24 protein-coding genes are annotated in these 26,001 nt (G+C 72.6%); 7 read left to right on the plus strand and 17 right to left on the minus strand.

Translation table 11 applies throughout. The annotated features are described in order from the left end of the window. Positions 1 to 26: 26 nt before the first annotated feature. From SM452_RS23010 to SM452_RS23050, 9 genes are all read right to left on the minus strand, one after another. Positions 27 to 743 carry a VOC family protein gene (locus SM452_RS23010; protein ID WP_355509701.1) on the minus strand — a complete coding sequence of 239 codons (717 nt, stop codon included), beginning with the start codon at positions 741 to 743 and terminating at the stop codon, positions 27 to 29. A gap of 97 nt (positions 744 to 840) precedes the next feature. Continuing rightward, positions 841 to 1,173, minus strand: a complete 333-nt coding sequence (locus SM452_RS23015) for a TfoX/Sxy family protein (RefSeq protein WP_463840683.1) — start codon at positions 1,171 to 1,173, stop codon at positions 841 to 843. A gap of 40 nt (positions 1,174 to 1,213) precedes the next feature. Next, positions 1,214 to 1,807, minus strand: a complete 594-nt coding sequence (locus SM452_RS23020) for a nucleotidyltransferase family protein (RefSeq protein WP_363734030.1) — start codon at positions 1,805 to 1,807, stop codon at positions 1,214 to 1,216. A 140-nt stretch (positions 1,808 to 1,947) separates the two neighbouring features. Beyond that, positions 1,948 to 3,621, minus strand: a complete 1,674-nt coding sequence (locus SM452_RS23025) for a bifunctional 3'-5' exonuclease/DNA polymerase (protein WP_463840684.1) — start codon at positions 3,619 to 3,621, stop codon at positions 1,948 to 1,950. A gap of 66 nt (positions 3,622 to 3,687) precedes the next feature. Continuing rightward, positions 3,688 to 4,644, minus strand: a complete 957-nt coding sequence (locus SM452_RS23030) for a carbohydrate ABC transporter permease (RefSeq protein ID WP_013475962.1) — start codon at positions 4,642 to 4,644, stop codon at positions 3,688 to 3,690. A gap of 13 nt (positions 4,645 to 4,657) precedes the next feature. Beyond that, positions 4,658 to 5,599: a carbohydrate ABC transporter permease gene (locus tag SM452_RS23035; RefSeq protein WP_120569017.1), complete on the minus strand. Its 942-nt coding sequence runs from the start codon at positions 5,597 to 5,599 to the stop codon at positions 4,658 to 4,660. A 22-nt stretch (positions 5,600 to 5,621) separates the two neighbouring features. Then, positions 5,622 to 7,034: an N-acetylglucosamine/diacetylchitobiose ABC transporter substrate-binding protein gene (gene ngcE, locus SM452_RS23040; protein ID WP_262014339.1), complete on the minus strand. Its 1,413-nt coding sequence runs from the start codon at positions 7,032 to 7,034 to the stop codon at positions 5,622 to 5,624. 23 nt (positions 7,035 to 7,057) lie between these two features. Further along, the gene (locus SM452_RS23045; RefSeq protein ID WP_120569015.1) at positions 7,058 to 7,807 is read right to left on the minus strand and encodes an SIS domain-containing protein; all 750 of its coding nucleotides are present in this window, start codon (positions 7,805 to 7,807) and stop codon (positions 7,058 to 7,060) included. Then, positions 7,804 to 8,751, minus strand: coding sequence for a MurR/RpiR family transcriptional regulator (locus tag SM452_RS23050; RefSeq protein ID WP_120569014.1), 948 nt, complete (start codon positions 8,749 to 8,751; stop codon positions 7,804 to 7,806). The genes SM452_RS23045 and SM452_RS23050 overlap by 4 nt, the downstream gene beginning before the upstream one ends. 157 nt (positions 8,752 to 8,908) lie before the next feature. On the opposite strand from SM452_RS23050, the gene SM452_RS23055 reads away from it, so the two are divergent. After that, positions 8,909 to 9,898, plus strand: a complete 990-nt coding sequence (locus SM452_RS23055) for an N-acetylglucosamine kinase (protein ID WP_463840685.1) — start codon at positions 8,909 to 8,911, stop codon at positions 9,896 to 9,898. A 144-nt stretch (positions 9,899 to 10,042) separates the two neighbouring features. Here the strand turns inward: SM452_RS23055 and SM452_RS23060 are convergent, their stop codons facing one another. From SM452_RS23060 to ngcE (SM452_RS23075), 4 genes are all read right to left on the minus strand, one after another. Then, positions 10,043 to 10,549, minus strand: coding sequence for a hypothetical protein (locus SM452_RS23060; protein ID WP_463840686.1), 507 nt, complete (start codon positions 10,547 to 10,549; stop codon positions 10,043 to 10,045). Positions 10,550 to 10,634: 85 nt separating this feature from the next. Then, entirely contained in the window at positions 10,635 to 11,540 is a 906-nt protein-coding gene (locus SM452_RS23065; RefSeq protein WP_355509684.1) for a carbohydrate ABC transporter permease, read from the minus strand. Then, positions 11,537 to 12,445 carry a carbohydrate ABC transporter permease gene (locus SM452_RS23070; RefSeq protein ID WP_013287344.1) on the minus strand — a complete coding sequence of 303 codons (909 nt, stop codon included), beginning with the start codon at positions 12,443 to 12,445 and terminating at the stop codon, positions 11,537 to 11,539. Before SM452_RS23070 ends, SM452_RS23065 begins: the two co-directional genes overlap by 4 nt. After that, a complete protein-coding gene (gene ngcE, locus SM452_RS23075; RefSeq protein ID WP_262014343.1) occupies positions 12,445 to 13,860 on the minus strand; it encodes an N-acetylglucosamine/diacetylchitobiose ABC transporter substrate-binding protein in 1,416 nt (471 codons plus the stop codon). Before ngcE (SM452_RS23075) ends, SM452_RS23070 begins: the two co-directional genes overlap by 1 nt. Positions 13,861 to 14,023: 163 nt before the next feature. On the opposite strand from ngcE (SM452_RS23075), the gene SM452_RS23080 reads away from it, so the two are divergent. Beyond that, a complete protein-coding gene (locus SM452_RS23080) occupies positions 14,024 to 15,469 on the plus strand; it encodes an acyltransferase family protein (protein WP_463840687.1) in 1,446 nt (481 codons plus the stop codon). A gap of 3 nt (positions 15,470 to 15,472) precedes the next feature. Here the strand turns inward: SM452_RS23080 and SM452_RS23085 are convergent, their stop codons facing one another. Then, a complete protein-coding gene (locus SM452_RS23085; protein ID WP_463840688.1) occupies positions 15,473 to 16,768 on the minus strand; it encodes an aspartate aminotransferase family protein in 1,296 nt (431 codons plus the stop codon). Positions 16,769 to 16,885: 117 nt separating this feature from the next. Between SM452_RS23085 and SM452_RS23090 the strand changes: the two genes are divergently transcribed. Then, complete coding sequence (locus SM452_RS23090; protein WP_355509766.1) at positions 16,886 to 17,848, plus strand: hypothetical protein; 963 nt, start codon at positions 16,886 to 16,888, stop codon at positions 17,846 to 17,848. Between the two features lie 57 nt (positions 17,849 to 17,905). On the opposite strand, the gene SM452_RS23095 is transcribed toward SM452_RS23090, so the two are convergent. Continuing rightward, positions 17,906 to 18,592: a Tat pathway signal sequence domain protein gene (locus SM452_RS23095; protein ID WP_262014347.1), complete on the minus strand. Its 687-nt coding sequence runs from the start codon at positions 18,590 to 18,592 to the stop codon at positions 17,906 to 17,908. Between the two features lie 349 nt (positions 18,593 to 18,941). Here SM452_RS23095 and SM452_RS23100 point away from each other — a divergent pair, with 349 nt between their 5' ends. The 3 genes from SM452_RS23100 (at position 18,942) to SM452_RS23110 (ending at position 21,102) form a co-directional block, all read left to right on the plus strand. Then, complete coding sequence (locus tag SM452_RS23100; RefSeq protein ID WP_262014348.1) at positions 18,942 to 19,697, plus strand: TetR/AcrR family transcriptional regulator; 756 nt, start codon at positions 18,942 to 18,944, stop codon at positions 19,695 to 19,697. A 183-nt stretch (positions 19,698 to 19,880) separates the two neighbouring features. Next, entirely contained in the window at positions 19,881 to 20,510 is a 630-nt protein-coding gene (locus SM452_RS23105) for a DUF6230 family protein (protein ID WP_135241096.1), read from the plus strand. Position 20,511: 1 nt separating this feature from the next. Then, positions 20,512 to 21,102 (plus strand): DUF6114 domain-containing protein, encoded by a 591-nt coding sequence (locus tag SM452_RS23110; RefSeq protein ID WP_262014349.1) that lies wholly within the window; start codon positions 20,512 to 20,514, stop codon positions 21,100 to 21,102. 1 nt (position 21,103) lies between these two features. Here SM452_RS23110 and murD read toward each other — a convergent pair whose 3' ends face one another. After that, positions 21,104 to 22,450 carry a UDP-N-acetylmuramoyl-L-alanine--D-glutamate ligase gene (murD, locus tag SM452_RS23115; RefSeq protein WP_366625572.1) on the minus strand — a complete coding sequence of 449 codons (1,347 nt, stop codon included), beginning with the start codon at positions 22,448 to 22,450 and terminating at the stop codon, positions 21,104 to 21,106. Between the two features lie 83 nt (positions 22,451 to 22,533). Between murD and SM452_RS23120 the strand changes: the two genes are divergently transcribed. After that, positions 22,534 to 23,883 (plus strand): hypothetical protein, encoded by a 1,350-nt coding sequence (locus SM452_RS23120; protein ID WP_463840689.1) that lies wholly within the window; start codon positions 22,534 to 22,536, stop codon positions 23,881 to 23,883. A 227-nt stretch (positions 23,884 to 24,110) separates the two neighbouring features. Here SM452_RS23120 and SM452_RS23125 read toward each other — a convergent pair whose 3' ends face one another. Beyond that, positions 24,111 to 25,907: a PucR family transcriptional regulator gene (locus tag SM452_RS23125; RefSeq protein ID WP_463840690.1), complete on the minus strand. Its 1,797-nt coding sequence runs from the start codon at positions 25,905 to 25,907 to the stop codon at positions 24,111 to 24,113. Positions 25,908 to 26,001: the final 94 nt, after the last annotated feature.

Genomic DNA, 26,001 nt, shown 5'->3' on the forward strand with positions numbered 1-26,001 from the left:
TGCGGTCCGCCGGGGCCGCACCCGCCTCAGCGGGGTGTCAGCAGGCAGAACTCGGTGCCGTCCGGGTCGGCCAGCACCACGTCGCCGGCGGTGTGTTTTCCCGTACCGGCCCGGGTCGCGCCGAGCGCCAGCAGCCGGTCGATCTCCGCGTCCCGGTCGCCGTCCGCGACCAGATCCAGGTGTACGCGGTCCCGCCCGCCGGCGTCCATCAGCGGCGGCCCGCTCCAGGTGACCTTCGCGCCCCCGCGCGGCGACTGGATCGCTGTCTCCTCGTCCTGGTCCCAGACCAGCGGCCAGCCCAGCGCCCCGCTCCAGAAGAGGCCGGCCGCCCGGGTGCCGTCGCAGTTGACCGCGCCGAGCGGGCCGCAGCCGGCGAGGAAGTTGTTGCCCGCCCCGATCACGCAGAACTCGTTGCCCTCCGGGTCGGCGAGCACCACATGGTCGTCGTCCGGCCCCTGGCCGATGTCGATGTGCCGCCCGCCCAGCGTCAGCGCCCGGTCGACGGTGTCCCGCTGGGCCTGCGGCGACGCGCTGGTCAGGTCGAAGTGGATCCGGTTCTGCACGGTTTTCGGCGCAGCGCTGGGCAGGAACCGGATGCGGAAGTCGCTGTGGGCGTCGCCGCCCAGCGCCACGCCCTCGCCCGGGTCGTCGAGGATCTCCCGGCCGAGCACCCCGGACCAGAACCGGGCGAGCCGCCGCGGGTCGCCCGCGTCGAGGCTTACCGCGTAGAGGTGAACCGCCATCCGCCCGTCTCCGATCCGCCGCCGCCATCGTCGGCAGCAGGTCAGGAGCGTAGGCCGGGCGGCCCGGGCGCGCAGCCGGATTTCCCCCGCTGGCGCGTCACTTCGCCGGGAGGGTGCGCGCGAAGCGGGCGCCCCGCTCGACCCAGCGGGTCAGGTCCGGGTCGCGCTCGCAGGCATCGGGCGACACGGTGACCCAGCCCCGCATCTCCCGGCCCCGCATGACTGTCGCCTCGGCGCCCGGCTCGGCCAGCGCGCGCTCGGCCTCGGCCGGGTCGACCCGGACCATCAGACCGCCCGCGCCGCGCACCACCACCGCCATGTTGCCGCGCAGCATCATCGCCAGGCCGCCGAACATGCGCCGCTCGGTGATGCCGGGCTCGCGCCCGAGACGTTCCCGTACCCGGTTCGCCAGGTCCTCGTCGTAGGCCATGACGGCATCGTGGCATCCGGGTCCGACAGCGCGGCGCGCCTCAGGCGCCGACCCGCTGTTCGGGGATGGACAGGCCGTAGAGCGCCATCAGCTCCGGACTGTCGATCCGGCTGCCGTCGGCCACCGAGTCGCAGGCGATGTCGACGATCTGCTCCTTGTGCGCCAGCAGGTACGGCCGCGCACCGACGTCGGCGCTGGCCAGCGTGGCGATGCCGGACCAGTGCCGGCGGCCGAACAGCATCGGGTAACCGCGCAGCCCGTCATAGGTGGCGCAAACCAGCACGTCCGGGTACGGCAGCGCGGTCACCCGGCGGACCGCCGCCGCGGTGAGCCCGGGCATGTCCACCGGCACCACGACGACGGCCTCGATGTCGTCGTCGGTGAGCGCGGCGAGCCCGGCCCGGATCGAGGAGCCCACGCCGGTGCCCCACGCGCGGTTGACCACGACCGTGGCGCCGGTCAGGTCGGTGGTCTGCCGCACCTGCTCGGCCGCCGCGCCCAGGACGACCACGACCTGTGCGCAGCCCGCCTCGGCCATCGTGTCGATCATCTGGCTGACCAGCGGCTTCTCGCCCTGGTGCAGCAGCGCTTCGGGTCCGCCGATGCGGCGGCCGCCTCCGGCGGCGATGATCATTGCAGCGATCCGGTTCAGCGGTGCCCCCTCGATCAGGGGACGGACCGGGCACAGCCGCCCGGTCCGTCCCGTCGTACGCACACCGGGCCCAACGAGCACGACCGGATGCGGGTAGCGGGGCAAAACGGAAATTTGCGTGACTATGCCGCGTCTGCGTAGCAGTCGACAGTGGACGTGTCGAGCGGGAACCGGACCGGAGTGTCGCCGAACAGCAACCGGGTGGCCCGCGCGCCGGCCGCGGTGACCGCCTCCGCGACCGCCGCCGCCCGCCCGGCCGGGCAGTGCACCACCACCTCGTCGTGCTGGAAGAACACCAGCTCCGCCTCCGTGCCCGCCAGCTCGGTGCGCAGCGTCGCCAGCAGCGTGGAGGCCCACTCGGCGGCAGTCGCCTGGATGACGAAATTGCGGGTGAAACGACCACGCGACCGGGCCGCCCGGGCCGACGGGCTGTGCGGGTCGGCCTCGCCGTCGGGCAGCGCCTCGTCACCCTCGGCGAACCCCGCCGACCCCGGCGGGCAGGTACGCCCCAGCCAGGACCGGACCAGCCCACCCGCCTCACCGGTGCGCGCCGCCGCCTCCACGTAGCCGAACGCGGTCGGATAGTTCTTCCGCAGCACCGCCAGCGCCGGCACCGCCGCGCCGCCGGTCTGCCCGTACATCGCCCCGAGCAGGGCCACCTTGGCCCTCGCCCGGTCACCGGCGAACGCGTCCCGGGCCAGCGCGGCATACAGGTCACCGGCCCCACCCGCCGCGGCGAGCCGCTCGTCACCGGAGACCGCCGCGAGCACGCGCGGTTCGAGCTGGCCCGCGTCGGCGACCACGAACGTCCAGCCCGGGTCCGCCACCACTGCCTGCCGGATCACCTTCGGGATCTGCAACGCCCCACCGCCCCGGGTCGCCCACCGGCCGGAGACCACGCCGCCCGGCACGTACTCCGGGTGGAACCGGCCGCCGGCGACCCAGGCGTCGCGCCAGGCCCAGCCGTGCGCCGTCCAGATCCGGTACAGCTCCTTGTACTCCAGGACCAGCGGCGCCGCCGGATGCTCCACCCCGCGCAGCACCCAGGCCCGCGTGTTCGGCAGGTCCACGCCCGCGCGGGCGAACGCCCGCAACAGCTCCGCCGGCGAGTCGGCGTGCACCTGGCGTACGCCGAACGCGTCGGCGATCCGGGCCTGCAACTCGGCCAGCCGACGCGGCGGCCCGCCCACCGGTGACGCCTCACCGAGCAGGTCGGCCAGGATCGCGTCGTGCACGTCGACGCGCCACGGCAGACCGGCCGCGCCCATCTCGGCGGCCACCAGCGCGCCCGCCGACTCGGCGGCCACCAGCAGCCGGAACCGGCCGGGGTGGGTGGTCGCGGCGATCCGGGCGAGCTGGTCGGCGTACACCCGGGTCAACGCCGTGATGCCCGGACCGGGCGGGCCCGACGGCGGCTCGAAGAGCGCGGCCTGGGCGTGGCCCGGCGGCTCCGGCGGGCGGGGCGCCGGGTCCGGCGGGACCGGCGCGCCGGTGAGCCGGGCCCAGGCGGCGGGTAGCGCGCGGGGCTCACCCCACCGGCCCGCGTGCCCGAGCAGCAGCGCCTCGGTCAGCTCGACGTCGTGGCAGCGGTCCAGGCGCACCCCGGCGCGCAGCAGCGCCGGGTAGACGCCCGTCCAGGCGGCCCAGATCCAGCGGGGGCGCCCGGCGGCCTCCCGGGCGGCCACGGCGGCGGCCAGGTCGGTGACCTCCTCCGCCGGGCCGGACGGGGTGCCGTCGGCGTGCAGCGGTTGCAGCACGCCGACGCCCCGCTCATCCGCCACCACCGCCACCAGCACGGACGCATTCTGCCCGCTGCCACCGACAGGCCGGGGCCCCGGCTCGTCGAGCCGGGGCCCCGCGCGTCACTTGCCGACGCCGGCGGTGAGGCCGGACTGCACCTGGCGCTGGAAGACGATGTACACGATCAGCACCGGAAGCATCGCCATGGTCACCCCGGCGAAGAGTCCGCTCCAGTCGGACTTGTAGCCCTGGTTGACCGACAGCTCGATCAGCCCCTGGGCGATCACCTGGTTCTTCGGCTCGCCGGACACCGACTGCATGAGCAGCGTCGGCAGGTACCACTGGTTCCACTGGCCGAGCACGTTGAAGATGCCGATGCTGATCAGGCCCGGCTTGGCCATCGGCAGCATCACGCTGAAGAACGTGCGGGTGTGCGAGGCCCCGTCGACCTGGGCCGCCTCGGCGATCGAGTCGGGCAGCGTCCGGAAGAACGAGTGCATGAAGAAGATCGTGAACGACAGCGACCAGGCCACGTAGACCAGGATCAGCATGAGGTGCTTGTTCGGGCCGAGCAGCGGGAGGCTCACCCCGGTGTTGTAGACGCCCTTGAACAGCGGCACCGCGGCCAGGTAGATCGGCAGCGTCAGCCCGGACAGGAACATCCAGTAGATCAGGCGGTTGCCGCGGAACTCGTAGCGCGCCAGGGCGTACGCGGCCATCGAACCGAGCAGCATCGTCAGCGTCACGCTGAACACCAGCACGAGCAGCGTGTTGAGGAAGAAGCTGTCGATCCCGGCGGTCCAGGCGCGGGCGAAGTTGTCCCACTGCAGGGCGTCGGGGATCAGCGACAGCGGCTCGCGGATCACCTCGGAGTCGGTCTTGAGCGCCGACATCACCACCCACAGCAGCGGGTAGACCACCATGATCGCCCAGACCGCGAGGAACAGGTGCGAGAAGCCGTTGAAGATCCGGCCGCCGAAGCCGTTGCCGACGTCCTTCGCCCGCCGGTCCGCGGGCGGCCGGTCCGGCGGGGCCGTGTCGGACCGGGCCGGGCCGGAGGTGTGGGTCACAGTGCTCATCGTCCAGACCTCCTCAGTACTCGATCCGCTCACGGCGGGTGATCCTCAGTTGGAGCGCGGCCAGCAGGATGGTGAAGATGGCCAGCGCGACGGCGATCGCGCAGGCGTAACCGAACTGGCCCTTCTGGAAGGCGTTGAACTGGATCACCGAGGCGAAGATCTCGCTGGCGTGGTTCGGCCCGCCCTGGCTCGGCGTCATGACGAACACCAGCGCGTACATGTCCAGCGCGATGAAGCCCAGATAGACCCAGGCGACCGAGATGCTGTCCCGCAGCAGCGGCAGGGTCACCTTGAAGAACGTGTGGAACCGGCCCGCGCCGTCGAGGATCGCGGCCTCGTAGATGTCCTTCGGGATGGACTGCATCGCGGCGGAGAACAGCACCATGTAGAAACCGGCGCCGCTCCACACCGCGATGAACAACAGCCACCAGAGCACCGCCGGCACGCCGAGGAACGGCTCCGGGTCGGCGGTGAAGGCGATCGGGTTGTCCGCGTCGACCAGCCCGATCTTGATGAGCAGGCCGTTGATCAGGCCCTGCCCGTCGGTGCGGTAGATCTGCTGCCACATGACGGCGATGACCACCAGCGACAGCACCTGCGGGAAGAAGAAGATGACCTTGTAGATCCCGGAGCCGAACACTCCGCGGATGCCGGCCCTGTCCTCGCGTCCGCCCACGTTGAGCAGGAACGCGAGGAACAGGGCCAGCGCGATCGTGAACAGCGGCACGGTGACCAGGAAGAACACGTTGTGCCAGAACGCCTTCCGGATCAGCTCGTCGGAGAACAGCCGGACGTAGTTGTCCAGCCCGACGAAGCGCTGGGAATCGGAGTACCCGCCCCAGTCGGTCAGCGAGTATCCCGCCGCCTGGGCGAACGGCCACACCACGTAGAACAGGTACAGCGCGACGGGCAGGGCCAGGAAGCCCGTGACGAAACGCGCGACTCCGTGCCGCATTGGACTCACTTCCTCGCGGTGATCAGGCGGTGCGGGTCTGCTTCTTGATCGACGAGTCCTTGGCGACCTTGTCGGCGGCCGCCTGCATCTTGTCGACGAACTGCTGCGCGGTCAGGCGGCCGGCCATCAGCTCCTCGGAGAGGTTCTGGCTCTCCTTGTCCAGGTCGGCGTAGAAGTCCGGGAACTTCACCGAGATCAGGTCCGAGCTGCCGTTCTTCATCAGCGAGTTCGCCGACGCCAGCGCGGTGTCCTGGACGTTGTCGCCGGAGCCCTTGGTGGAGGCCAGCGACTTGGTCAGCTCGGCGAACTTCGCCGAACCGGCCTTGGAGAGGATGGCCCGCAGGAACTCCTTCGCGGCCTCCTTGTTCGGCGCCTTGCTCGGCACCACGAAGCCCTCGCCGGAGGAGGCGAAGACGTCCTTGGCGGCCTTGTCCCCGCTCTTGCTCCAGTAGTCGGAGATGGTCATCTCGAAGCCCGGCGGGATGGTCGCGGCCATCTCGTTCTTCAGCCAGGTGCCGACCTGGATGAAGGCCGCCTTGCCGTCCAGGAACGCCTGCTGCGACTGGGTGTGGTCGAGCTTGCCCGGCAGCAGCAGCTTGTCCTTGACCAGCTTCTCCCACGGCTCCAGCGCCGCGACGATGCCGTCGGCCTTCCAGGCGCCGTCCTTCAGGTTGTCGATGTCGACGACTGCCTGCTTGCCGACGGCCTTCCAGATGCTGGCGAACAGCGCCCAGCGCGGGTAGTAGCCGTGCACCGCGTCGTGCACGTACGGCGCCATGCCCTTGGCCTTGATCTTCGGCGCGAGCGCGAAGAACTCGTCCCAGGTGGTCGGCGCCGTCCAGCCCTCCTTGGAGAACAGGGCCGCGTTGTACCAGTTGCCCCACACCGTGTACGCCACGTTCACGACGTAGAACTTGCCGTTCTGCGTACCGTCGGCGACCGTGCCGGGCAGCAGGCTGTCGGCCACCGTCCCCTCGCTGTCCCAGGCCGGCGCGGTGAGCAGGTCGTCCAGCGGCTCGATCGCGCCCTCGTTGATCAGCGTGCTGCGGTCCATCATGTCGGCGCCCGAGTTCATCACCAGGTCGCTGGGCTGCGTCGCCATCTTGGGCTGCTCTTCGGTCTTGATCTTCTGGGTCGAAGACATGTTGACCGTGACGTTCGCGTGCTTGGCGTTGAAGATGACCTTGTCTTCCTTGGCCCACTGGTCGCCCAGGCCACCGTTGAAGACGACCACCTTGACCGCGCTGCCGTCCTTGACACCGAACGGGTTGTCCTTGCTCTTGGCCGCGCCGCCGCCGTCGGACTTGCTCGGCTCGCTGCCGGCGCACGCGCTCAGCAGACCCGCCGCCGGTACGGCCAGCAGACCGGCCGCCGCGGCACGCCGCAGCAGGGTCCGACGGCTGACGTCGCCGAACTTCTCGGGGGAAACCGACATCTTGTCTCTCCTTGTGGGTCGGGTCAGGCGGTCCGCCGGAGACGCCCGGCGTACCGCGACTCGAGGGCGAGGTTGTGCTCGTCCCCACCGGGGACGTTGGCGGAGAGGTAGACAGGGGGTACCTCTCCGGCCTGGTGGAACCGTCGTACGACCTCCGCGGTCAGCAACTGCGCCAGCAGCGCCGCGGTGACCGAGGAGACCGCACAGACCGCGCCGCCGCCCTCGAGCGGCAGCAGTGCGTCGCCGTACGGCGCGCCGTTGTCCAGCACGACGTCGGCGAGGTCGGCGAGCCGGTGCCCGGAGGGGTGCCGAGGAGCTACCCGGGCGGTGTGCTCGACCGAGGTGACAGCAATCAACGGGTGGCCGCCGCGCTTGACGAGCGTCGCCAGCTCGACCACCGAGCCGTTGATGCCGGACTGCGAGGCGACCACGAACACGTCCCCCGGCTGCGGTGCCGCCAGGGCGTAGAGCTGGTGCGCCACGGCCGGGTCGCGTTCCAGCTTCGGGTCGGCGAGCACGTCGCGGGGCGCGTCGCCGTGCAGCACGAGGTCGTGCAGGGAGAGCCGGTTGGCGGGGACCAGCCCGCCGGCCCGGGCGACCAGTTCGGCGGCGAACGCCTCCGAGTGGCCGGCGCCGAACGCCTGGAGGACGCCGCCGGCGCGCAGCCCGGAGGCGATCAGGTCGGCTGCCCGGTCCACCGCCACGGCCTGGCTGTCCACCAGCCGGTCGAGCACCGGGCGGACCGCGTCGGCGTACCTCTGGGCACTGATCATGAGAGGGCCCCCTTCGCGGCCTTGTGCCCGTCGACGGCCTGGGCGGTACGCCGGAAGGCCGCGTGGGCGCGGTCGTGGGTGCGCTGCGCCACCGCGATGTAGAGCAGGTCGAGCACGACGAGCTGCGGGTGCCGGGCGGAGAGCGCGTCCGGCCGGAACGTGGTGGCCTGGCTGGCGGTGACCAGCACGATGTCGGCCAGCTCGGCCAGCGGCGAGCGGGGGAAGCCGGTGAGTGCGACGGTGGTGGCACCGCGGCTGCCGGCCTCGGCGAGCAGCTCGATCGTCTCCCGGGTCTGCCCGGTGTGCGAGATGCCGAGCGCGACGTCCCCGGCCCCGAGCAGCGCGGCGCTGGCGAGTCCCTCGTGCACGTCGCTCCAGGCCCACGCGGCGACGCCGATGCGGTGCAGGCTGAACTGCATCTCCTCGCCGACGAGCGCGCTGCCGCTGGCCCCGAAGATGTTCACCCGGCTGGCCCCGGCGATGGCGACCGCCGCGCGTTCCACCTCGGCCAGGTCGAGCAGCGCGGCGGTGTCGTGCATGGCCCGCGTGTCGGCGGCCATGATCTGGTCGAGCACCCGGGACAGCGGGTCGCCGGGCTGGATCTCCCGTCCGATGTCGACGGTCCAGCCGGCCGAGCGGGCCCGGCCGGTCTCGGCGGCGATGCCGAGCCGCAGGTCCGCGTACCCCTCGAAGCCCATCGCCCGGCAGAAACGGGTGATGGTCGCCGGTGACGTGCCGCTGCGCTCGGCCAGCTCGACGATGGTGGCCCGGGCGGCCGCCTCCGGGTCACTGAGCACGTGCTCGGCGACCCGGCGCAGCGCCCCGGTCAGCTCCCCCGTGCCGGCCCGGACACGGGCCAGCACCCCGTCGGCGCCCAGCCGGTCGGCCGGACCGGCATCGACCACCGCGGTCGCCGCGGAAGTCTCCACCTCGTGCTCGGCCATCGGCGGGCGCCTTTCGGAAAAGAGTGTTAACTGTTAGTGGTAAAAGTTCTTACTGAAGGCCCCTCCGTGTCAAGGGCGTGGGTGAAGTTTTCAAACTGTTACCTGCCGCGCCGGCGCGATCTTGCGCCCGGAGACGCGGCCGACCAGCATGGGGACCATGTCGGACACCGTCGTGGTCGGCCTCGACGTCGGGGGCACCTCCACCCGCGCCACAGCGCTGAGCCTCGACGGCACCCGCCTGGGCGCCGGCCGCGCCGGCGGTGGCAACCCCACCAGCCACGGTGCCGACCAGGCCGCCGCCGAGCTGCTCGCCGCCCTGCGCGCGGCGCTCGCCGACATCGACCCACATCGGGTACGCGCCGGCGTCATCGGCCTCGCGGGGGCCGGCCGCCTCCTGGCCGACCCGCACGGCCGGGACGCGTTCGACCGGGCGTGGGCCGAGGCGGGGCTACGGTGCCCGTACGCCGTGCACGGCGACGCCCTGGTCGCCTACGCCTCCGGCACCGCCGCCCCGGACGGCACCGTGCTCGTCGCCGGCACCGGCGCCATCGCCGCCCAGGTACGCGACCTGCGGCTGGACCGGACCGCCGACGGCCACGGCTGGCTGCTCGGCGACGCGGGCTCCGGATTCTGGCTCGGCCGCGAGGCGGTCCGCCGGCTGCTGACCGACCTGGACCGCGCGGACACCCCAGGTGAGCTGGCCCGGCAGGTGCTGGCGGAGTTGACCGGCACGACCGCTGTGGACGCTCAGCCGCGCGCGACGGCCGGAGCCGTGGTGCAGGCGGTGACCCGGCGGCCGCCGGTGGAACTGGCCCGGCTCGCGCCGCTCGTGGTGTCGTCGGCCCGCGACGGGGAGCCGGCAGCGGTCGCGCTGATCGCCGAGGCCGCGGCGCTGCTGGCGGAGAGCGTCTCCCGGATCCGCCCACCGGGCGCGGCCGATCCGGTGGTGCTCGGCGGCGGGTTGCTCACCGGCGACACCCCGCTGGCCGGCGCGGTACGCGCGGAACTCGCCGACCGGTGGCCGGACGCGCCGCTGCACAGCGCCGGGGACGGTGCGGCCGCCGCGGCCTGGCTGGCAGCCCGCGACCTGCCCGAGGTGACCGACCCGGCGGCACTGCACACCCGCCTGGTGCCCCCGCCCGCCTGACCCGCCCGCCCTGCGCTGCGCCCCGCCGCGCCGCGGCGGCGGCCGTTGGGTGGAACGCCATGGGTGTCAAAACGCCGGTTCGACACCCATGACGTTCCACTCGCGGCTTCCGGCAGTTCTCGGCGTGAGCCGCACTCGCGCTGATCAGTATCGGTCTTGCGAACCGGGCTGAGCCTGGTGCCAGCCCTGCGGGGCGGGCTGACCCGGGCGCCCCTGCGGCGCGGCGCCGTACGGTGCGGGCTGCCCCGGGGCGGGCGGGAACGCCGGGCCGGGCTGACCGTGCCCCGCCCCCGGGTACATGCCGGGCTGCTGCTGTCCGCCCGGGTACTGCTGACCACCCGGGAACGACGGCCCGCCCGGGTACTGCTGGCCGCCCGCGTACTGCTGCGCCGCGGCCTGCTCGCGGGCCTCCTTGCGCGCCTTGACCGCGCGCACGATCAGCAGGATCGGCAGCACGAAGACGTAGAAGAAGATCCGGTAGCTGTCACCGTCGAAGAGGAACAGCAGGTAGAAGCCGTACCCGAAGAAGGCCAGGCCGATGACCACGTTGAGGATCCGGGAGCCCTTGCCCTGTTCCTTGACGGCTATGCCCACCGCGATCATCGCGATGCCGCCGAGCATCAGCAACAGTGTGTAGAGGAGGAAGAACATGAGATTCCTGTCGATAGATGAGCGTGCCGGCCCACCCTAGGTCAGCTCGATGTTCTCCACTGCCCCGTTGCCTGTGGCAACCACCTCACTTGAGCTGCCCGGCGGTCAGTCCGGACTGGACCTGGCGCTGGAACGCCACGTACACCACGAGCACCGGGAGCACCGCGATGGTCAGGCCGGCGAACAACTGGGCGTAGTCGCCGGCGTAGCCCTGGCTCACCGCGAGCGAACTCAGTCCCTGAGCGAGCATCCGGTTCTGCCCGTCGCCGGGCAGCAGCACCTGGGGCAGCAGGAACTGGTTCCAGTGGCTGAGGAAGTTGAAGATCCCGACACTGATCAATCCCGGTCGCGCCATCGGCAGCATCACCCGGAAGAACAGCCGGAAGTGCCCACACCCGTCGATCAGCGCGGCCTCCGCCACCGAGGTCGGCAGCGTCCGGAAGAACGCGGTCAGGAAGAACACGGTGAACGGCAGCGAGTACGCGGTGTAGACCAGGATCAGGCCGGGCCAGGTGCCGAGCATGCCGACGCTGCGGACCACGAAGAACAGCGGCACCAGCGCCAGGAAGACCGGGAACATCATGCCGCCGACGAACAGGTAGTAGACGACCTGCCGGCCGCGGAACTCGTAGCGCGCGAAGACGTACGCGGCGGTGGCGCCGAGCAGCATGGTCAGGCTCAGCGAGCCGGCCACCACGACCAGGCTGTTGAAGAAGAAGCGGCCGATGTGGGCGGTGGTCCAGGCGCGCGTCCAGTTGTCGAAGCGCAGCGCCTCGGGCAGCCCCCACGGCTCGGCGACGATCTCGCCGTTGGTCTTGAGCGAGCTGAGCACCATCCAGGCCAGCGGCAGGATCGTCATGGCCGCCCAGAGCAGCAGGAAGCCGTGCGAGAAGACGTTCGCGACGCCCAGCTCGCGGCGCGGCGGCCGGTCGGCGGGGGCCCTCACGCGGGTCGTCTCGGCGGCCGGGGCGCCGGTGTTCACGGTGGTCACGAGTACTCGATCCGATCACGCCGGGCGGTGCGCAGCGCCAGCACCGCCACCGAGAGGGTCAGGAAGAACATCGCCACGCCGATCGCCGAGGCGTACCCGAACTTGTTCTCGCTGCCGAACGACGTGTCGTACATCCGCAGCCCGATCACGTCGGAGGAGAAGTTCGGCCCGCCGTTCGTCATGAGCTGGACCAGGATGAAGCCGTCCAGCGCGGCGATGGCGAGGTAGATCCAGGCCACCTGGATGGTGTCCCAGAGCAGCGGAATGGTGATCTTCCGCAGCATCGTGGTGCGGGACGCGCCGTCGAGCAGCACCGCCTCGTAGATGTCACGCGGGATGGCCTGCATGGCGGCGCCGAAGAGCACGACGTAGAAGCCGACGTTGCTCCACACCATCACCGCCAGCACGCACCAGAACGCGAAGCGCGGGTCGCCGAGCCAGGCCGGGGTGGCCAGCCCGACGGCGCGCAGGGCGCCGTTGAGCAGGCCACTCGTCGGGCTGTAGATCTCCTTCCAGAGCAGCGCGATGATCACCACCGAGAGCACCTGGGGGAAGAAGTAGACGAGCCGGTAGACCGAGGTGCCGCGCACCCCGGTCACACCGGCCCGGCCCTTGCGGCCGCCCATCGTGAGCATGCTGGCGAAGAACAGGCCCAGCCCGATCGTCACCACCGGCACCACGGCGAGCAGGATCGCGTTGTTCTTCAACGCGTTCCACACGTACCCGTCGTGCAGCAGCGTGCGGAAGTTCGCCATGCCGACCGGGTCGGCCTGCGCGGAGTAGCCCATCCAGTCGGTGGTGGAGATCTGAAAAGCCTGGAGGTACGGCGACAGCACGAAGATGCCGTACAACGCCAGTGGTGGCAGGAGGAACGTGAGGATCAGGGGGAGGCGGCCCTGTCGCATCACGCGGACCGCTTGTACTTCTTGACCGAGCTGTCTCCGGCGATCGAGTCGGCGCCCTTCTGGCACTGGTCGAGGAACTCGGCCGGGGAGATCCGGCCGCTGAAGAACTCGCCGCAGGCCGCGTCGACCAGGTTGCGCTCCAGCTTGCGGTAGTAGTTGTTGTAGACCCAGTTGAAGCCGTTGGACCCGGACGCGTCGAGCGCCTTGACCACGGTGCTGAGCCCGTACGGCAGGTCGATGCCCTCGGTCGCACCGGCGACGACGGGCAGGCTGGCGACCTTCCGGGTGAAGTCCTGCGCGCCCTTGCGGGACAGCATGGTGCGGAAGTACTCCAGGCCGCCCGCGACGTTGCGCGCCTTGGCCGGCACCATGAACGGCTCACCGGCGGTGCCGCGGATCGCCTCGTACGGCAGCTTGTCGCCGCTGCCCAGGCTCGGCGTCGGCGCGACCGTCATGTTGAACCCGGCCGGCGTGACGTCCTTCTGCTCGCTCTCCAGCCAGGAGCCGCAGGAGATGAACGCGGCCTTGCCCTGGCACCACGCGGTCTGCGACTGCTTGTGGTCCAGGCCCGGGGAACCGTCGAGGATGAACTTGTCCTTGACGATCTGGTGCCAGGCGTCGGCGGCGGTCTTCATCGCGTCCGACTTCCAGGCGTTCGGCTCCAGGTTGTCGATCGCCAGCGCCACGGACGGGCCGCCGAGCTTGATCGCGGTGGAGATCAGCGGCCAGCTCATGTAGCGGGGGTGCACACCGGCGTACGTCCAGGGGGCGATACCGGCGGCCTTGATCCGGCGGCAGAGCGCGATGTGGTCGTCCCAGGTCTTGGCGTCCTCCCAGCCGCGGTCGGCGAACAGCTTGGTGGAGTGCCAGATGCCGTACACCGTGTAGGTGTAGTTGAGCACCAGGAACCGGCCGTCGTAGGAGCCGACCTCGACGGTGCCGGGCAGCAGCGTGTCCTTGACCGTCTTGCCGGGCGTGTCGAGGCTCGGCGCGGCGAGCAGCTCGCCCAGGTCGGCGAGCGCGTTCTGGGAGACCAGGCCGTTGAAGTCGATCTGACCGGCGCCGGAGTTGTTCACCACGTCGGGCGGGCTGCCGTCGACGAAGCGGGGCTGGAGCGTCTTGCTGATCTCCGCGGTGGCCGAGTGCTTGATCTCCGCCTTCGGGTACCGCTCCTTGTACATGGCCTCGTGGGCCTTGGCGTAGTCCTCCCCGAACCCGCCGTTGAAGATCACCACCTCGAGTGGGGCGTCCTCGGCCACGCCGAGCGGGTTCTGCTCGCTCTTGGTGCCCTTGTACGCGGCCTTGTCGCCCTCGTCGCCCCCGCCCGACGTGGCGCAGCCGGCGAGCAGCCCGGCGGCGGGGGTGGCCAGCAGCCCGGCGGCGGCGCTACGCCGTAGGATCTCACGCCTGTTCATCGCATCTCCTCGGTCCGGGTACGCGCGGTGAGCACCCTGTCGCTTGTCTTCACAAGACGCATTTCCAATGAAGAATTTCTACGACAGTGCGACGGGGACCACAAGACCTCTCGACCGATCCGTTATCCGTACCGGTCGGGCCCGGCTGGCCTAGCCTGACCCCATGCGCCGCCTGCGGCAGCTCGCGCAACGCACGCCGCCGGGGCGGGAGCGCTACATCGACCTGCTCCGGGCGCTGGCCATCACCATGGTCGTGCTCGGCCACTGGGGCGTCACGGTCATCGGGTACGACCACGGCCGCCCCGCCGGCCACTCCGCGCTGGGGGATCTGCGCTGGGCCTGGCCGCTCACCTGGGTGGCCCAGGTGATGCCGGTGTTCTTCCTGGTCGGCGGCTACGCCAACGCCGCCTCGCTGGCCGCCCGCCGGCGCCGGGGCGGGTCGGCGGCCGGGTGGCTGGTCGACCGCAGCGCCCGGCTGATCCGCCCCACCACCGTGTTGCTGCTGGTCCTGGCGGCGGGAGCGGGGATCGCCACGCTGCGCGGAGCCGACCCGGCGCAGGTGCGCACAGTGGTCTGGTTCGCCACCATCCCGCTGTGGTTCCTGGTCGCCTACGTCGCGGTGGTGGCGCTGACCCCGCCGATGTACGCGCTGCACCGCCGGTTCGGGCTCGCCGTGCCGACGGCGCTCGTGGTCCTCGTGGCGCTCGGCGACCTCGGCCGGCTCCTCGGCCCGGCCGCGCTCGCCGACGGCAACTACCTGTTCGGCTGGCTGGCCGTCCATCAGGTCGGGTTCGCCTGGTACGACGCCGCCCAGGCGGACACCCGTCAGCCCGCCGGCGCGGCCGGCGCCGGGGCGACCGCCGGTACCGCGACCGCCGTCGACGCGACCGGCGCCGGGACCCGGGGCCTGTTCCGCCGTCGGCTGCCGCTGTCCCGCCGGGCGGGCGTGCTCCTGCTCGGCGGCGGCCTGGTCGCGCTGGTGCTGCTCACGGTGGCCGGGCCCTACCCGGTGGCGATGCTCCACGTACCGGGCGAGCGGCTGGACAACGCGGCGCCGCCGAGCCTGGCGCTGATGGCCGCGGCCGTCGCCCAGCTCGGCCTGATCCTGCTGCTGCGACGCCCGGCCGGGCGCTGGCTGCGCCGGTCCGGCCCCTGGCAGGCGGTGCTCGCCGTAAACGCGGTGGTGCTCACGCTGTTCCTCTGGCACCTGACCGCCGCGGTGCTGCTCGTCGGCCTGCTGGACGCGCTCGGCGTGCTGCCCACTCCCCCGGTCGGCTCGGCGGCCTGGTGGGCGTGGCGCGTACCGTGGCTGCTCGCGCTGGCCGCGGTGCTGACCGTGCTGGTCGCCGTCTTCGGTCCGGTGGAGGCACGCACCCGCCGCCCGGCGGCGACCGGGCCGGCCGGTGCGGGTGGCCGGCGGCTGCGCGCCGGTCTGGCCGTCGCCGGGTACGCGGGCGTGCTCGTCGGCCTGCTGCTGAACAGCCTCGCGCCCGAGGCGGCGCCGGAGCCGCTGGGCCTGCCCGCCCCGGCACTGGTGGCGTACCTGGCCGGGGCGGGTCTGCTGCGGCTGCTCAGGTCCGGACCGGCGGGCCGGCGCCGGCCGGGTTGACGCTCACGCGTCGATCGAGGCGCGGATCGCGTCGACCATGATCGCCAGGCCCTCCCGGGCCTCGTCCTCGGTGAGCGTCAGCGGCGGGCCCATCCGGATCACGTTGCCGTACAGGCCGCCCTTGCCCACCAGCAGGCCGCCGGCCCGGCACGCCTCGAAGACGCGTGTGGTCAGCGCCGCGTCCGGCTCGACCGTGCCCGGGTGGACGAACTCGACGGCGAGCATCAGGCCCTTGCCGCGTACCTCGGCCACCTGGTCCAGCCCGGCGACGGCCGCGCGCAGGCCGTCGCCCAGGATCGCGCCGGTCCGGGCGGCGTTGCCCTGGAGGTCGTGGTCGAGCAGGTAGTCGAGCACCGCGTTGCCGGCGGCGGTGGAGACCGGATTGCCGCCGAACGTGGAGAAGCTGATCGCCGGCACCGACTCCAGCACCTCGGCCCGGCCGACCACCCCGGCGAGCGCGAACCCGTTGCCGATGCCCTTGGCGAAGGTGAGCAGGTCCGGCGTCACGCCGTGCGCCTGGTAGCCCCAGAAGTGCTCGCCGGTACGGCCCCACCCGGTCTGCACCTCGTCGCTGATCAGCAGGATGCCGTGCTCGTCGAGCACCTTCTTCCAGGCGGCGAAGAGCCCGTCCGGGCCGTGCACGAAGCCGCCGACGCCCTGGACCGGCTCGGCGATCAGGCAGGCCACGTCGCCCGCGGTCTGGGTGGCGAGCACCTCGCGCAGGTCCTCGACCGCCGCGTCGACCCGGTCGGCGGCGTCGAGCCGGGCCAGCAGACCGCGCAGCCGCTCCCCGGAGTGCAGCCAGGCCACCTGCAACGGGTTGAGCGAGCTGGCCGACCAGCCTCGGTTGCCGGTGACGCCCATCGTCGCGTACGACCGGCCGTGGTAGCTGTTGCGCACCGCGAGGATCTGGTGCGAGCGCCGGTGGTTGGTGGCGACCAGCAGCGCTGCCTCGTTCGCCTCGGTGCCGGAGTTGGTGAAGAAGACGCGGGCGTCCGGGATGCCGGAGAGCCGGGCGATCTTCTCGGCCAGCTCGACCTGCTGCCGGATCAGGTAGAGCGTCGAGGTGTGCACGAGCCCGGTCCGTAGCTGCCGTTCGACCGCCTCGCGGATCTCCGGGATGTCGTGGCCGACCATCGTGGTCAGCACCCCGCCGAAGAAGTCCAGATAGGTCCGGCCGGCCGCGTCGGTGACCCGGCGCCCGGAGCCGGCGACGAGTTCCAGCGGTTCGGCGTAGTAGAGCGGCATCCAGGACGGGAGCACGGCCCGGTGCCGGGCCAGCAGGTCGTCGGAGGTCATCGGCGCACCCTTCAGCGGAGGTGGATCCCCGCACGTTCCCACCACGACCGGGGCCGGGACAACCGGCACTGTGCGAGTCGGCCCGCCGGTAGCATCCGCCGGGTGCGGACGGATCAGGTGACGTTGCCGGGCGGCGCGGCGGGGACGACGCGGGCACAACTGCTCGACGGGGTCCGGTCCTGGGTGGAGTCGGCGCCGGTGCGGCAGCTCGTGGCGCACTTCGGCGGCGACTGGCCCGACGGCGACCTGGCGGCCGTGCTGGCCGGGCTGGACGCGTTCTCCGCCCGCCGCTGGGACTTCCGGCAGGGACGGGAACGCCCGGACGCCCGGGAACCGGCGTTCGACCCGGCCACCGCCGGACTGGTGCTGAGCGCCGCCGCCACGCTGGGCCTGGTCCGCGCCGCCGCGCCGGCCCGATCCGGGTACGCGCATCTGCTGGTGCTCGGCGGGCTGGCGCACGCCTGCCTGCGGCGCACCGCGTACGCGGCGACGCTGGCCCGGAGCGCGGCCGAGGTGACCGGCGAGGTGGCCGTGCTCGGCAGCTTCCGGCCGCTGTCGGCTGCCGAGTCCCGCACGCTCGACGCGGCCGGCCTGTCCGGCTGCGTCACCGAGGTGGACGTCCTCGACGCCGGGGTACGGCTGGCCTTCGGGGTGGCCGAGCCGGACGACGAGCGCGGCGAGCCGGCCGGTCATCCGCACCGGGCCTGGTCCTCGCGCACCTACCGGCCGGCCGGGCTGCCCCCGGTACGGGTGCTCGCCGCGCCGTCGAGCGAACCGGACCGGCGTCGCGCGCACACCGCCGACACGCAGCGGTTCTGGGCCGAGCACGTGCGGTTGCGCGCGGACGATCCGGTGCTGATGGTGACCGCCCCGATCTACGTGCCGTTCCAGCACTGCGACGCGCTGCGGACGCTCGCCGTGCCGTACGGGTGCGGCATCGAGACGGTCGGCGTGGACCCGGGCGCGCGCGCCGCTCTCGCCGTACCGGAGCCGACCCTGACGCCGGGCCGCTACCTCCAGGAGATCCGGTCGGCGCTGCGGTCGATGCGCGCGCTGCACGCGACGCTGACGGCGGGCTGAACCGGCGTCCGGGCCGGTGCCCGGCGAACCGCCGCGCACCGGCCCGAGAGCCGGGTGTCAGTTGACGTAGACCGCCGGGCTGCCGGTCTTGCTGGTGTCCTTCACCGGCGAGTACGAGGCGGTGAAGTACGCGGTGCCGAAGCACAGCGACGGCCCGGAGAACTTGGTCAGGACCTGGTTGGTGAAGCTGATCGAGTTGGTGCCGTTGGACGCCGTACCGGTCAGCGTGTTCGTGCTGGTCCGGTAGACGCAGGTGATCGCGCCGAGCAGCGAGTTGAGCACGACGGTGCTCTGGATCGGCGCCGCCGCCGTGCCGGAGATGGTGACCACGCCCGCGCTGGTCACCGACGTGGTGTAGGGCAGGTTGTTGACGGTGACGCTCTGCACGCCGGTGGTGCCGAAGACGTTCGTGGTGCAGCTGGAGAACGACTGCGCGGTGAGGCTCTCGGTCGCGGTGCCGGGTGCGGTCGGGTTGGTCAGCACCTTGGCGCTGAAGCTGGACGCGGCGCACTTGACGCCGGTGCTGCCGCTGGTCGAGGAGTAGAACGTGGCGTTGGTGCCGCTGCGCAGGCTGGCCTGGATGACGTCGCCCACCGACACGGCGGTGCCGGCGACGGTCGGGTAGGTCAGCACGGCGCTGGCGAGCGAGGTGGTGGGTGCGGCGGTGGCGGGGGCGGCGCCGACCAGACCGGTCAGCAGCGCCAGGGCGGCGAGGCCCGCGCCGATGCGTCCGTACCTGGGCATGGTTGTTCCTTCCGGCGGTGGGACAGGAAACGGTGCCGGCGGCGTCCGGGGTGGACGGAGCCGGTGGGCGCGGCGGCCGGGACCGGGCCGTCGCGGGTGGTGGTGCGCCGTTGCGGCCTCAGCGGGCCGGGCGGCGTGGCGCAGTGCGGCGTCGCCGCGTCACCTGGGTCTCTCCGGTCTTGGGGGGACGGGTCCGCGCGGCGATAATGGCAGCCATCCGGCCCTCCTTCGACGCGTTCGGGTGACCGATCGGGAGAGATCACCAGCGGTGACGAGACGTGAACTGAGCGTGTCGAAAGTTATAAACCCCGGAGGGTCGTAAAGTCAACGCATCTAGAAAGGTCGATGAGTGACAGTCCCGAGCCCGCCGTCGCCGGCGCCCGTGCCCCTGCCGGGCGCCCGCCACGGCCGCGACCCGGACCGCGCCATCAAGCGCGGCCCGCGCCGCGTGCCGGCCGAGGAGGTCGCGGCGACCCAGCGCGACCGCCTCTTCGACGGCCTGGTCCGGGAGGTCGCCAGCCGGGGGTACGACAACGCCCGGGTCAGCGACATCTGCCACGCCGCCGGAGTCACCCGGCCCGCGTTCTACGCGCTGTTCAGCGGCAAGCAGGACGCGTTCCTGGCCGCGTACCGGCACGGCATCGCGGTGGTGTCGCACCTGATGGAGGACGCCTACCGCGACGCCGGCCCGGACTGGCCGCAGGCCGCCCGGGCGGCGCTGCGCACGCTGCTCGACGTGCTGGCGAGCGTGCCCGCCTTCGCCCGGATGGCGCTGGTCGAGGTGGACGCGGCCGGACCGGACGCCCGCCGGGAGCGCGACGCGCTGCTGAGCAGCTTCCGCCGGTTCTTCGCCGGCGCCGGGCCGGATCCGGCCGGCGTGGACCGGGACGCGCTGCTGTCCATAGTGGTCGGCGGCATCCACGCCACCATCCGTGAGCGGGTGGCGCAGGGGCGGGCCGACGAGCTGCCGTCGCTGCTGCCGGCGCTCACGTACGCGGCGACCGCGCCGTTCCTCGGCCCACGCGAGGCGGGCCGCGTCGCGCGGGCGGCGGGGACGGACGACGGCCCGGCCGCCACCGCGCCCTGCGCACCCGGCCAGCCCTGACCGGTCGGAAACCGCAGCGGTTTTTCACTTTGGCCGCTTTTGGCAAATGCCGCCCAACGATCTGCTACAGGCAGTTGACCGCCCCTTTACTCAGCGGTAACTTCGGCCTGCGCCCCTCGGCGCGCACATCCTGCGAAGCCAATTCACATCGTCGCAGATGAATTGATCTCGAAAGGGGCCGGCATGTCGGAGCAGATCGATCAGGTCGAGACCGATCAACCGCGGAGCGGCGTACGCTGGCGCCGGTTCGCCGTCACGTTCGGCGCCGTGGCGGCCGGCGCTGCCGGCATGGTGGTGCTGACCGCGCAGGGTGTGCTCGGCGCGCAGTTCGCCATCTCGGGCATGCCGTTCACGGTCACCGCCGACAAACTGGAGGGCACCGGGTTCGAGCAGTTCGCCACGCTCGACCAGATGATCCCGGACAGCCCCAACCAGGGCGACACCGGCGGCCAGGTGCTCGTGATCGTCTCGGCGATCGACAAGGCCGAGCTGACCAATCTCTGCCAGAGCATCAACCTGGGCGGGACCAACCTGCGGATCACCGCCGGCAATTCCGGCAAGCCCGTCTCCGCCCGCACGCTCGTGGTCGACGGCGACGAGATCGCCGGTAACGCCTCCTTCAAGAACATCGACGTCGGGCAGGACGCCAGCACCGTCGACAAGGTCCCCGGGGTCAAGGGCAACCCGGGCGTGTTCGCCCAGCAGGCCGACACCGTGACCATCACCAACCTGCGGCAGAACAACTACGCCACCACCGCCGCCGTCTTCACGCTGCCCAACCTGCGCATGGGCTTCAGCTCCGAAGGGTGCTGAGGTGAGCGCGGGACAGCACTCGGCGCCCGCCGCCGGCGTCCGGACACGCTGGCGGCGCTGGCGCCGGGCGCGGCCGTTCACCGCCGGGCTGCTCATCGCGCTCGGCGGCGCGGAGATGCTCGTGACACTGCGGGCGCCGCTCGGGGTGCTGCTGCACGTCGGGCCGCAGGGGCTGGCCGCGTACCTGGTCCCCCTGATCCTGGTGATCTGCGGCGTGCTGCTGATCACCACGCCGCAGCAACGCGTCTTCTACGCGGTGGTCTCCCTGGTGCTGGGGCTGGTCTCCTGGCTCACCTCGAACCTGGGCGGGTTCCTGATCGGCATGCTGCTCGCGCTCGTCGGCGGGGCGCTCGCGTTCGCCTGGACGCCGGTCAAGCGGCGGGCTCCCCGCGCCGGCCCGGCCGCGACACCCGCCGACGCGACACCCGCCGAGGCGACGTCCGCCGACACGACGCTCGCTGGTGCGACGTCGGCCGGCACGGCGCCCGGGCCGCGCGAGCCGGTGGACGGCTCGGCGCCCACCGAGTCGCTGGACGCGCTCCTGTCGGCCGAGCCGGGACCGCCCCGGCACACGCGGGCGGAGCGCGGCTGACTCAGCGGGCGGTGTCCGCCACCGCCTGCGCGAACACCTCGGAGCGGTGCTCGAAGTTGCGGAACCGGCCGTAGCTCGGCGCCGCCGGGGACAGCAGCACCACCCCGCCGGCCGGGGTCAGCTTGCGGGACAGCCCGACGGCGGCGACCAGGTCGTCGGCCAGCTCGGTACGCACCGACGGCAGTCCGGACAGCGCCTCCACGATGCGGGGGCCGCTGTCCGGCACGCCGATCACGGTGATCTCCCGATCGGCCAGGTGCGCGCGCAGCGGGCTGTAGTCCAGCCCCCGGTCGGCACCGCCGACGATCACCGTCAACGGCCGTCCCTCGTACGCGTCGATCGCGTGCATGGCCGCGTACGGGCTGGTGGCGAGCGTGTCGTCGACGAACGTGAGCCCGGACGGGTCGGCGATCTCGGTGAGCCGGTGCGCCAGGCCCTGGAACTCGGCGACCGCCACGGCGAGGCTGTCCTTGCGCGCCACCACGTCGACGCCGAGCGCGTCAAGCACGGCGAGCGCGACGCAGAGGTTGCCCTCGTTGTGCCGCCCGACCAGCGGCAGCACGGCGCGCGGGAACAGCGGCGTGTCCCGCAGGTGGAACCACCGGGTGCCGTCCGGCCCGCTGGCCACGTGCGTGGTGTCCGGCGAGCCCGCGCGTACCGCGGCCCGGTCGCCCAGCTCCGCCGCCAGCCGCGGGTCGGCGCCGTTTACTACGACGGCGTGCGGGCCGTGCGCGATCAGGTTCAGCTTGTCCCGGTAGTACTCCCGCTCACCGCCGTGCGCGTCCAGGTGCTCCGGGAACAGCGCGGTCACCACCGCCACGCGCGGCGAGTCGGTCAGGTCGGAGCACTGGTAGCTGGACAGCTCCAGCACGTACAGCTCCGCCTCGGGCAGGTCCAGCAGCGGCACCCCGATGTTGCCGCCGAACACGTTCGGCCGGTCCATCGCGGTGAGCAGGTGACTGATCAGGCTGGACGTGGTGCTCTTGCCCTTGCTGCCGGTCACCCCGACGGTCCGGTCCGCGTGGTCGGCCATCCACAGCGCGCTGCCCTGCGTGACCGGCACGGACCGGCGGCGCAGCTCCACCATCCACGGATGGGTGTTCGGCACACCCGGCGAGCGGACCACCACGTCGGCGGCGGCCAGGCGCTCGAAGCCCTCCTCGCCGGTGACGAGCGGCGCGGCGGCGGCCAGCGGGCCGTCCCAGGGCAGCGTGAGGAAGTTGGCACTGTCGTCGACGACGACCAGGCCGGCCGGCCCGTGCGCGGCGATCGCGGTCACCGCGGCCCGGCCCTCGCGGCCGGCGCCCCAGACGGCGACATGACGTCCGCGCAGATCAGACAGGCGCACGGGCTCTCCTCGGACTCGGTCGACGGCGGGCAGGGTCCGGCCCAGCCGGACACGGACGGACGAACCAGGGCCTAGTATGGCGTGTGCCCAACGAGCAGCTGCGGCGGATGGACGCCTTCACCTTCCCGTCCTACTCGATCGACTTCGCCACCGGCGAGGTCCTGTTCGACTACGCCCTGACCGGTCCCGACGGCGAGCAGCGGTTCACCGAGGTGATCACGCTTCCGCTGCCGGCCGAGCCGGTCTCCGACGCCACAGCTGCCACCCTGTCCCGGGTGCTGGAGCTGCTGCACGTGGTCGCCGGCGTCAGCTACTACAAGGCCGCCGCGCCGCCCCGGCTGGTGCTGCCCGCGCCGCTGGGCGCCGCCGCCGTCGAGCTGGTCACCGCCGTCTACACCAAGGGCCTCGCCGAGTACGCGTACCGCAACGAGCTGCCGCACGTGCTGGAACTGCGTCCCGAGGTGCCGTCCGGCACCGTGGACCCGGCGGTGCCGGTGGACAACTCCGACCGTCGTCCGCTGTCGGCTGTCGGCGGCGGCAAGGACTCCATCGTCACGCTGGAGGCGCTGCGACGCGCCGGCCTCGACCCGGTGCCGTTCTCAGTCAACCCGAACCACGTGATCGTGTCGGTGAACGAGGCGTCGGACCTGGTGCCGCTGGCCGCCCGGCGGCGGCTCGACCCGGTGCTGTTCGAGCTGAACGCCGCAGGTGCGCGCAACGGGCACATCCCGGTCACCGCGATCAACTCGCTGATCGCCGTGGCCACCGCCGTCCTGCACGGCCTCGGCCCGGTGGTGATGTCGAACGAGCGCTCCGCGTCCGATCCGAACCTGATCTGGAACGGTCACGAGATCAACCACCAGTGGTCGAAGGGCGTGGAGGCCGAGGGGCTGCTGCGCGCGGCGCTGGCCGAGCACGCGGGGCTCACCGAGCCGTACTTCTCGCTGCTGCGCTCCCTGTCCGAGCTGCACATCGCCCGGCTGTTCGCCGAGATCGACCGGTACGACGCGGTGGTGACCAGCTGCAACGCCGCGTTCAAGCTGCGCGACGCGAGCGAGCGCTGGTGCCGCGACTGCCCGAAGTGCCGGTTCGTGTTCCTGGCCATGGCGCCGTTCATGCCCCGCGAGCGGCTGACCGGCATCTTCGGCGGTGACCTGCTGGCCGACGAGTCCCAGATCCCCGGCTACCGGGAGCTGCTCGGCATCGACGGGCACAAGCCGTTCGAGTGCGTGGGCGAGGTGGAGGAGTCGGTGGTCGCGCTGAGCCTGCTCGCCCAGCAGGACCAGTGGCGCGACGTGCCTGTGGTACGCGCCCTGGTCGCGGCCCTGCCCGACACCGCCTGGCAGGCGGCGGCCACCTCCGACGTGTTCAACCCCGGCAGCGACAACTACGTCCCCGCCCCCTACGCCAAAACCCTGACCGCCCTGACCTGACCTGACCCGCCCCGTCGATCATGAACTTGACGGTGCGAATTCCGGCGAATCACCGGCTCAACCTCATGATCACCGCCCGCACCCTATCGATCTTGGAGTTGTGGCACCTCTGATAACGGTGCGTAGCCGGCATTCTGGGCGCCACAACTCCAAGATTGGCGCGGGACAGCCCGGGAGGGCGGAGGGGCGGGACGGGCGGGACGGGCGGGGTGTGGGCCGGGCCGCGGTCAGGGGGTGCGGATGGCGTCGAGGGCCAGCAGGGCCACGTGCAGGGACAGGCACCTGTCGACCGAGTCGAGGTCGGCGTCGAGGATGCGGCCGATACGGGCCAGCCGCTCGTAGAACGCCGGCCGGGACAGGTGCGCGGCAGCGGCGCCGGCCGACTTGTTCCGTCCCTGCTCCAGGTACGCCCGCAGCGTGCCGAGCAACTGCTCCCGCGGGTGCTGGGCGTCGTAGGCGAGCAGCGGCCCGAGTTCGCGCTCGACGAACGTCTGCAACCGGGGCTCGTCGCGCAGCAGGTGCAGCAGCCCGGCCAGCCCGACGTGCGGCAGCCGGTAGCAGGGCAGATCCCGGGGATCCCGCCGGGCCGCCTCGGCGACCTGCCGCGCCTCGATCAACGACCGGCGTGCCTCGCGCAGACTGCTCACACCGGACCCGGCCGCCACCACGATCGCGGCTCGGGGCGGCGCGTCGACCGGCCGCGCGCTCCCCGACGCGACGGCCCGTCCGGCGGGCCGGTCAGGCGACTCCGACGGGCGGGACGCCGGGCGGGCGGCGGGGGCGGCGTCGAGGCGTACCCGGCGCAACGCCGCGGCGAACGCGGACAGTGCCTTCTCCTCGGCGGCGGGGTCGGGGAGCGCCAGCAGCGCACCCACGGCCTGGTCGTCGAGCGGGCTGGTCAGCGCGGTGAGCTTGGCGTCCCGGACGGCCTGGCTGACCGCTTCGGCGAGGTCACGCAACCGGGCCGGGCCGGCTTCCGGGTCCTCGGCGTCGGTGTCGCGGCGCGCGCCCCGGCGGGCGGCGGGCTCGTCGTCGGGGGCGCCCGTGTCGCCGGCCGGCTCGTCGGCGCGGTGGCGGACCACGACGCCGACCAGGTGGCGGCGGTCCAGGACGACGCCGAGCGCCTTGGCGCGCAGCGCCACCTCGTCCACCGGGCGGGTGTGGTCGATCAGGGCGGTCAGCAGCGTACGGTGGATCTGCCGTTCCAGCCCCTCGGCGTCGCGCCGGATCAGCCGGCCCAGCGCCAGCGTGGAGGCGGCCCGTTCGATCAGGATGGTCAGCCGGGTCGGCGGGGTGGACTCGGTGGCCGGCCAGCGCAGCAGCAGCCGTCCCCAGTCCTGTCCCCGCGCGCCGACTGTGGTGACGAGCCAGCCGCTGTCCGGGTCGTACGCGGTGCGCCCGGGCGGGCGGATCTGCCGCGAGTGCCGTTCCCAGCCGTCCAGCAGCAGTTGGGCGTTCTCCCCCGCCGGGTCGTACGCGAGCACCTGCCGGGACAGGTTCTCCAGCACCATCGGGCAGCCGGCCAGTTCGGCGGCCTGCCGCAGCACCTCGGCCGGTTCGGCGCCCTCCACTGACAGTTCGGTGAACCGCTGGTGGATCTCCTCGGTGGCGCGCAGCTCGGTGAGCTGGGCGTCCACGATCAGCGCGTGCACCGCCTCGGTGATGCGGACGAACGGGGTGCCCCGGCGCAGTTCGATCAGGGGCAGGCCGCGTCGTTCGGCGGCGGCGGCCATCACGCGTGGGACTCCGCTGACGTAGCGGCGGCCCAGTTCGACCACCAGCCCGGAGACGCCGACGTCGGCGAGGGCGCCGATGAACTCGCGGAGCCCGGCGTCGTCGCCCGGCAGGCCGATCCCGGTGGTGAGGACCAGTTCCCCGCCGCCGAGCAGGGTGGCGATGTCGGGTACCTCGGCGATGTGCACCCAGCGCACCGACCGGTCCAGTCCGGCGTTCCCCGCGACCAGGCGCGGCGCGCCGTGGCGCACGGGCACCAGCTCCAGCACCTCACGCACGGTAGGGAACACGGGCGACACGCTACCCTGCGTCACCACCGTTGCCGAGAGCGACACCGCCCGCCGGCCCGCCGGGAAGGCGGGGACCGGCGGGCGGGCGGGCGGA

It is taken from the genome of Micromonospora sp. SYSU B005 (assembly GCF_055362685.1).

Coding starts and splice junctions, on each gene's coding strand:
- SM452_RS23010 (WP_355509701.1), bottom strand. CDS start 743: ATGGCGGTTCACCTCTACGCGGTAAGCCTCGACGCGGGCGACCCGCGG.
- SM452_RS23015 (WP_463840683.1), bottom strand. CDS start 1,173: ATGGCCTACGACGAGGACCTGGCGAACCGGGTACGGGAACGTCTCGGG.
- SM452_RS23020 (WP_363734030.1), bottom strand. CDS start 1,807: ATGATCATCGCCGCCGGAGGCGGCCGCCGCATCGGCGGACCCGAAGCG.
- SM452_RS23030 (WP_013475962.1), bottom strand. CDS start 4,644: ATGAGCACTGTGACCCACACCTCCGGCCCGGCCCGGTCCGACACGGCC.
- SM452_RS23035 (WP_120569017.1), bottom strand. CDS start 5,599: ATGCGGCACGGAGTCGCGCGTTTCGTCACGGGCTTCCTGGCCCTGCCC.
- ngcE (WP_262014339.1), bottom strand. CDS start 7,034: ATGTCGGTTTCCCCCGAGAAGTTCGGCGACGTCAGCCGTCGGACCCTG.
- SM452_RS23045 (WP_120569015.1), bottom strand. CDS start 7,807: ATGATCAGTGCCCAGAGGTACGCCGACGCGGTCCGCCCGGTGCTCGAC.
- SM452_RS23050 (WP_120569014.1), bottom strand. CDS start 8,751: ATGGCCGAGCACGAGGTGGAGACTTCCGCGGCGACCGCGGTGGTCGAT.
- SM452_RS23055 (WP_463840685.1), top strand. CDS start 8,909: ATGTCGGACACCGTCGTGGTCGGCCTCGACGTCGGGGGCACCTCCACC.
- SM452_RS23060 (WP_463840686.1), bottom strand. CDS start 10,549: ATGTTCTTCCTCCTCTACACACTGTTGCTGATGCTCGGCGGCATCGCG.
- SM452_RS23070 (WP_013287344.1), bottom strand. CDS start 12,445: ATGCGACAGGGCCGCCTCCCCCTGATCCTCACGTTCCTCCTGCCACCA.
- ngcE (WP_262014343.1), bottom strand. CDS start 13,860: ATGAACAGGCGTGAGATCCTACGGCGTAGCGCCGCCGCCGGGCTGCTG.
- SM452_RS23080 (WP_463840687.1), top strand. CDS start 14,024: ATGCGCCGCCTGCGGCAGCTCGCGCAACGCACGCCGCCGGGGCGGGAG.
- SM452_RS23085 (WP_463840688.1), bottom strand. CDS start 16,768: ATGACCTCCGACGACCTGCTGGCCCGGCACCGGGCCGTGCTCCCGTCC.
- SM452_RS23095 (WP_262014347.1), bottom strand. CDS start 18,592: ATGCCCAGGTACGGACGCATCGGCGCGGGCCTCGCCGCCCTGGCGCTG.
- SM452_RS23105 (WP_135241096.1), top strand. CDS start 19,881: ATGTCGGAGCAGATCGATCAGGTCGAGACCGATCAACCGCGGAGCGGC.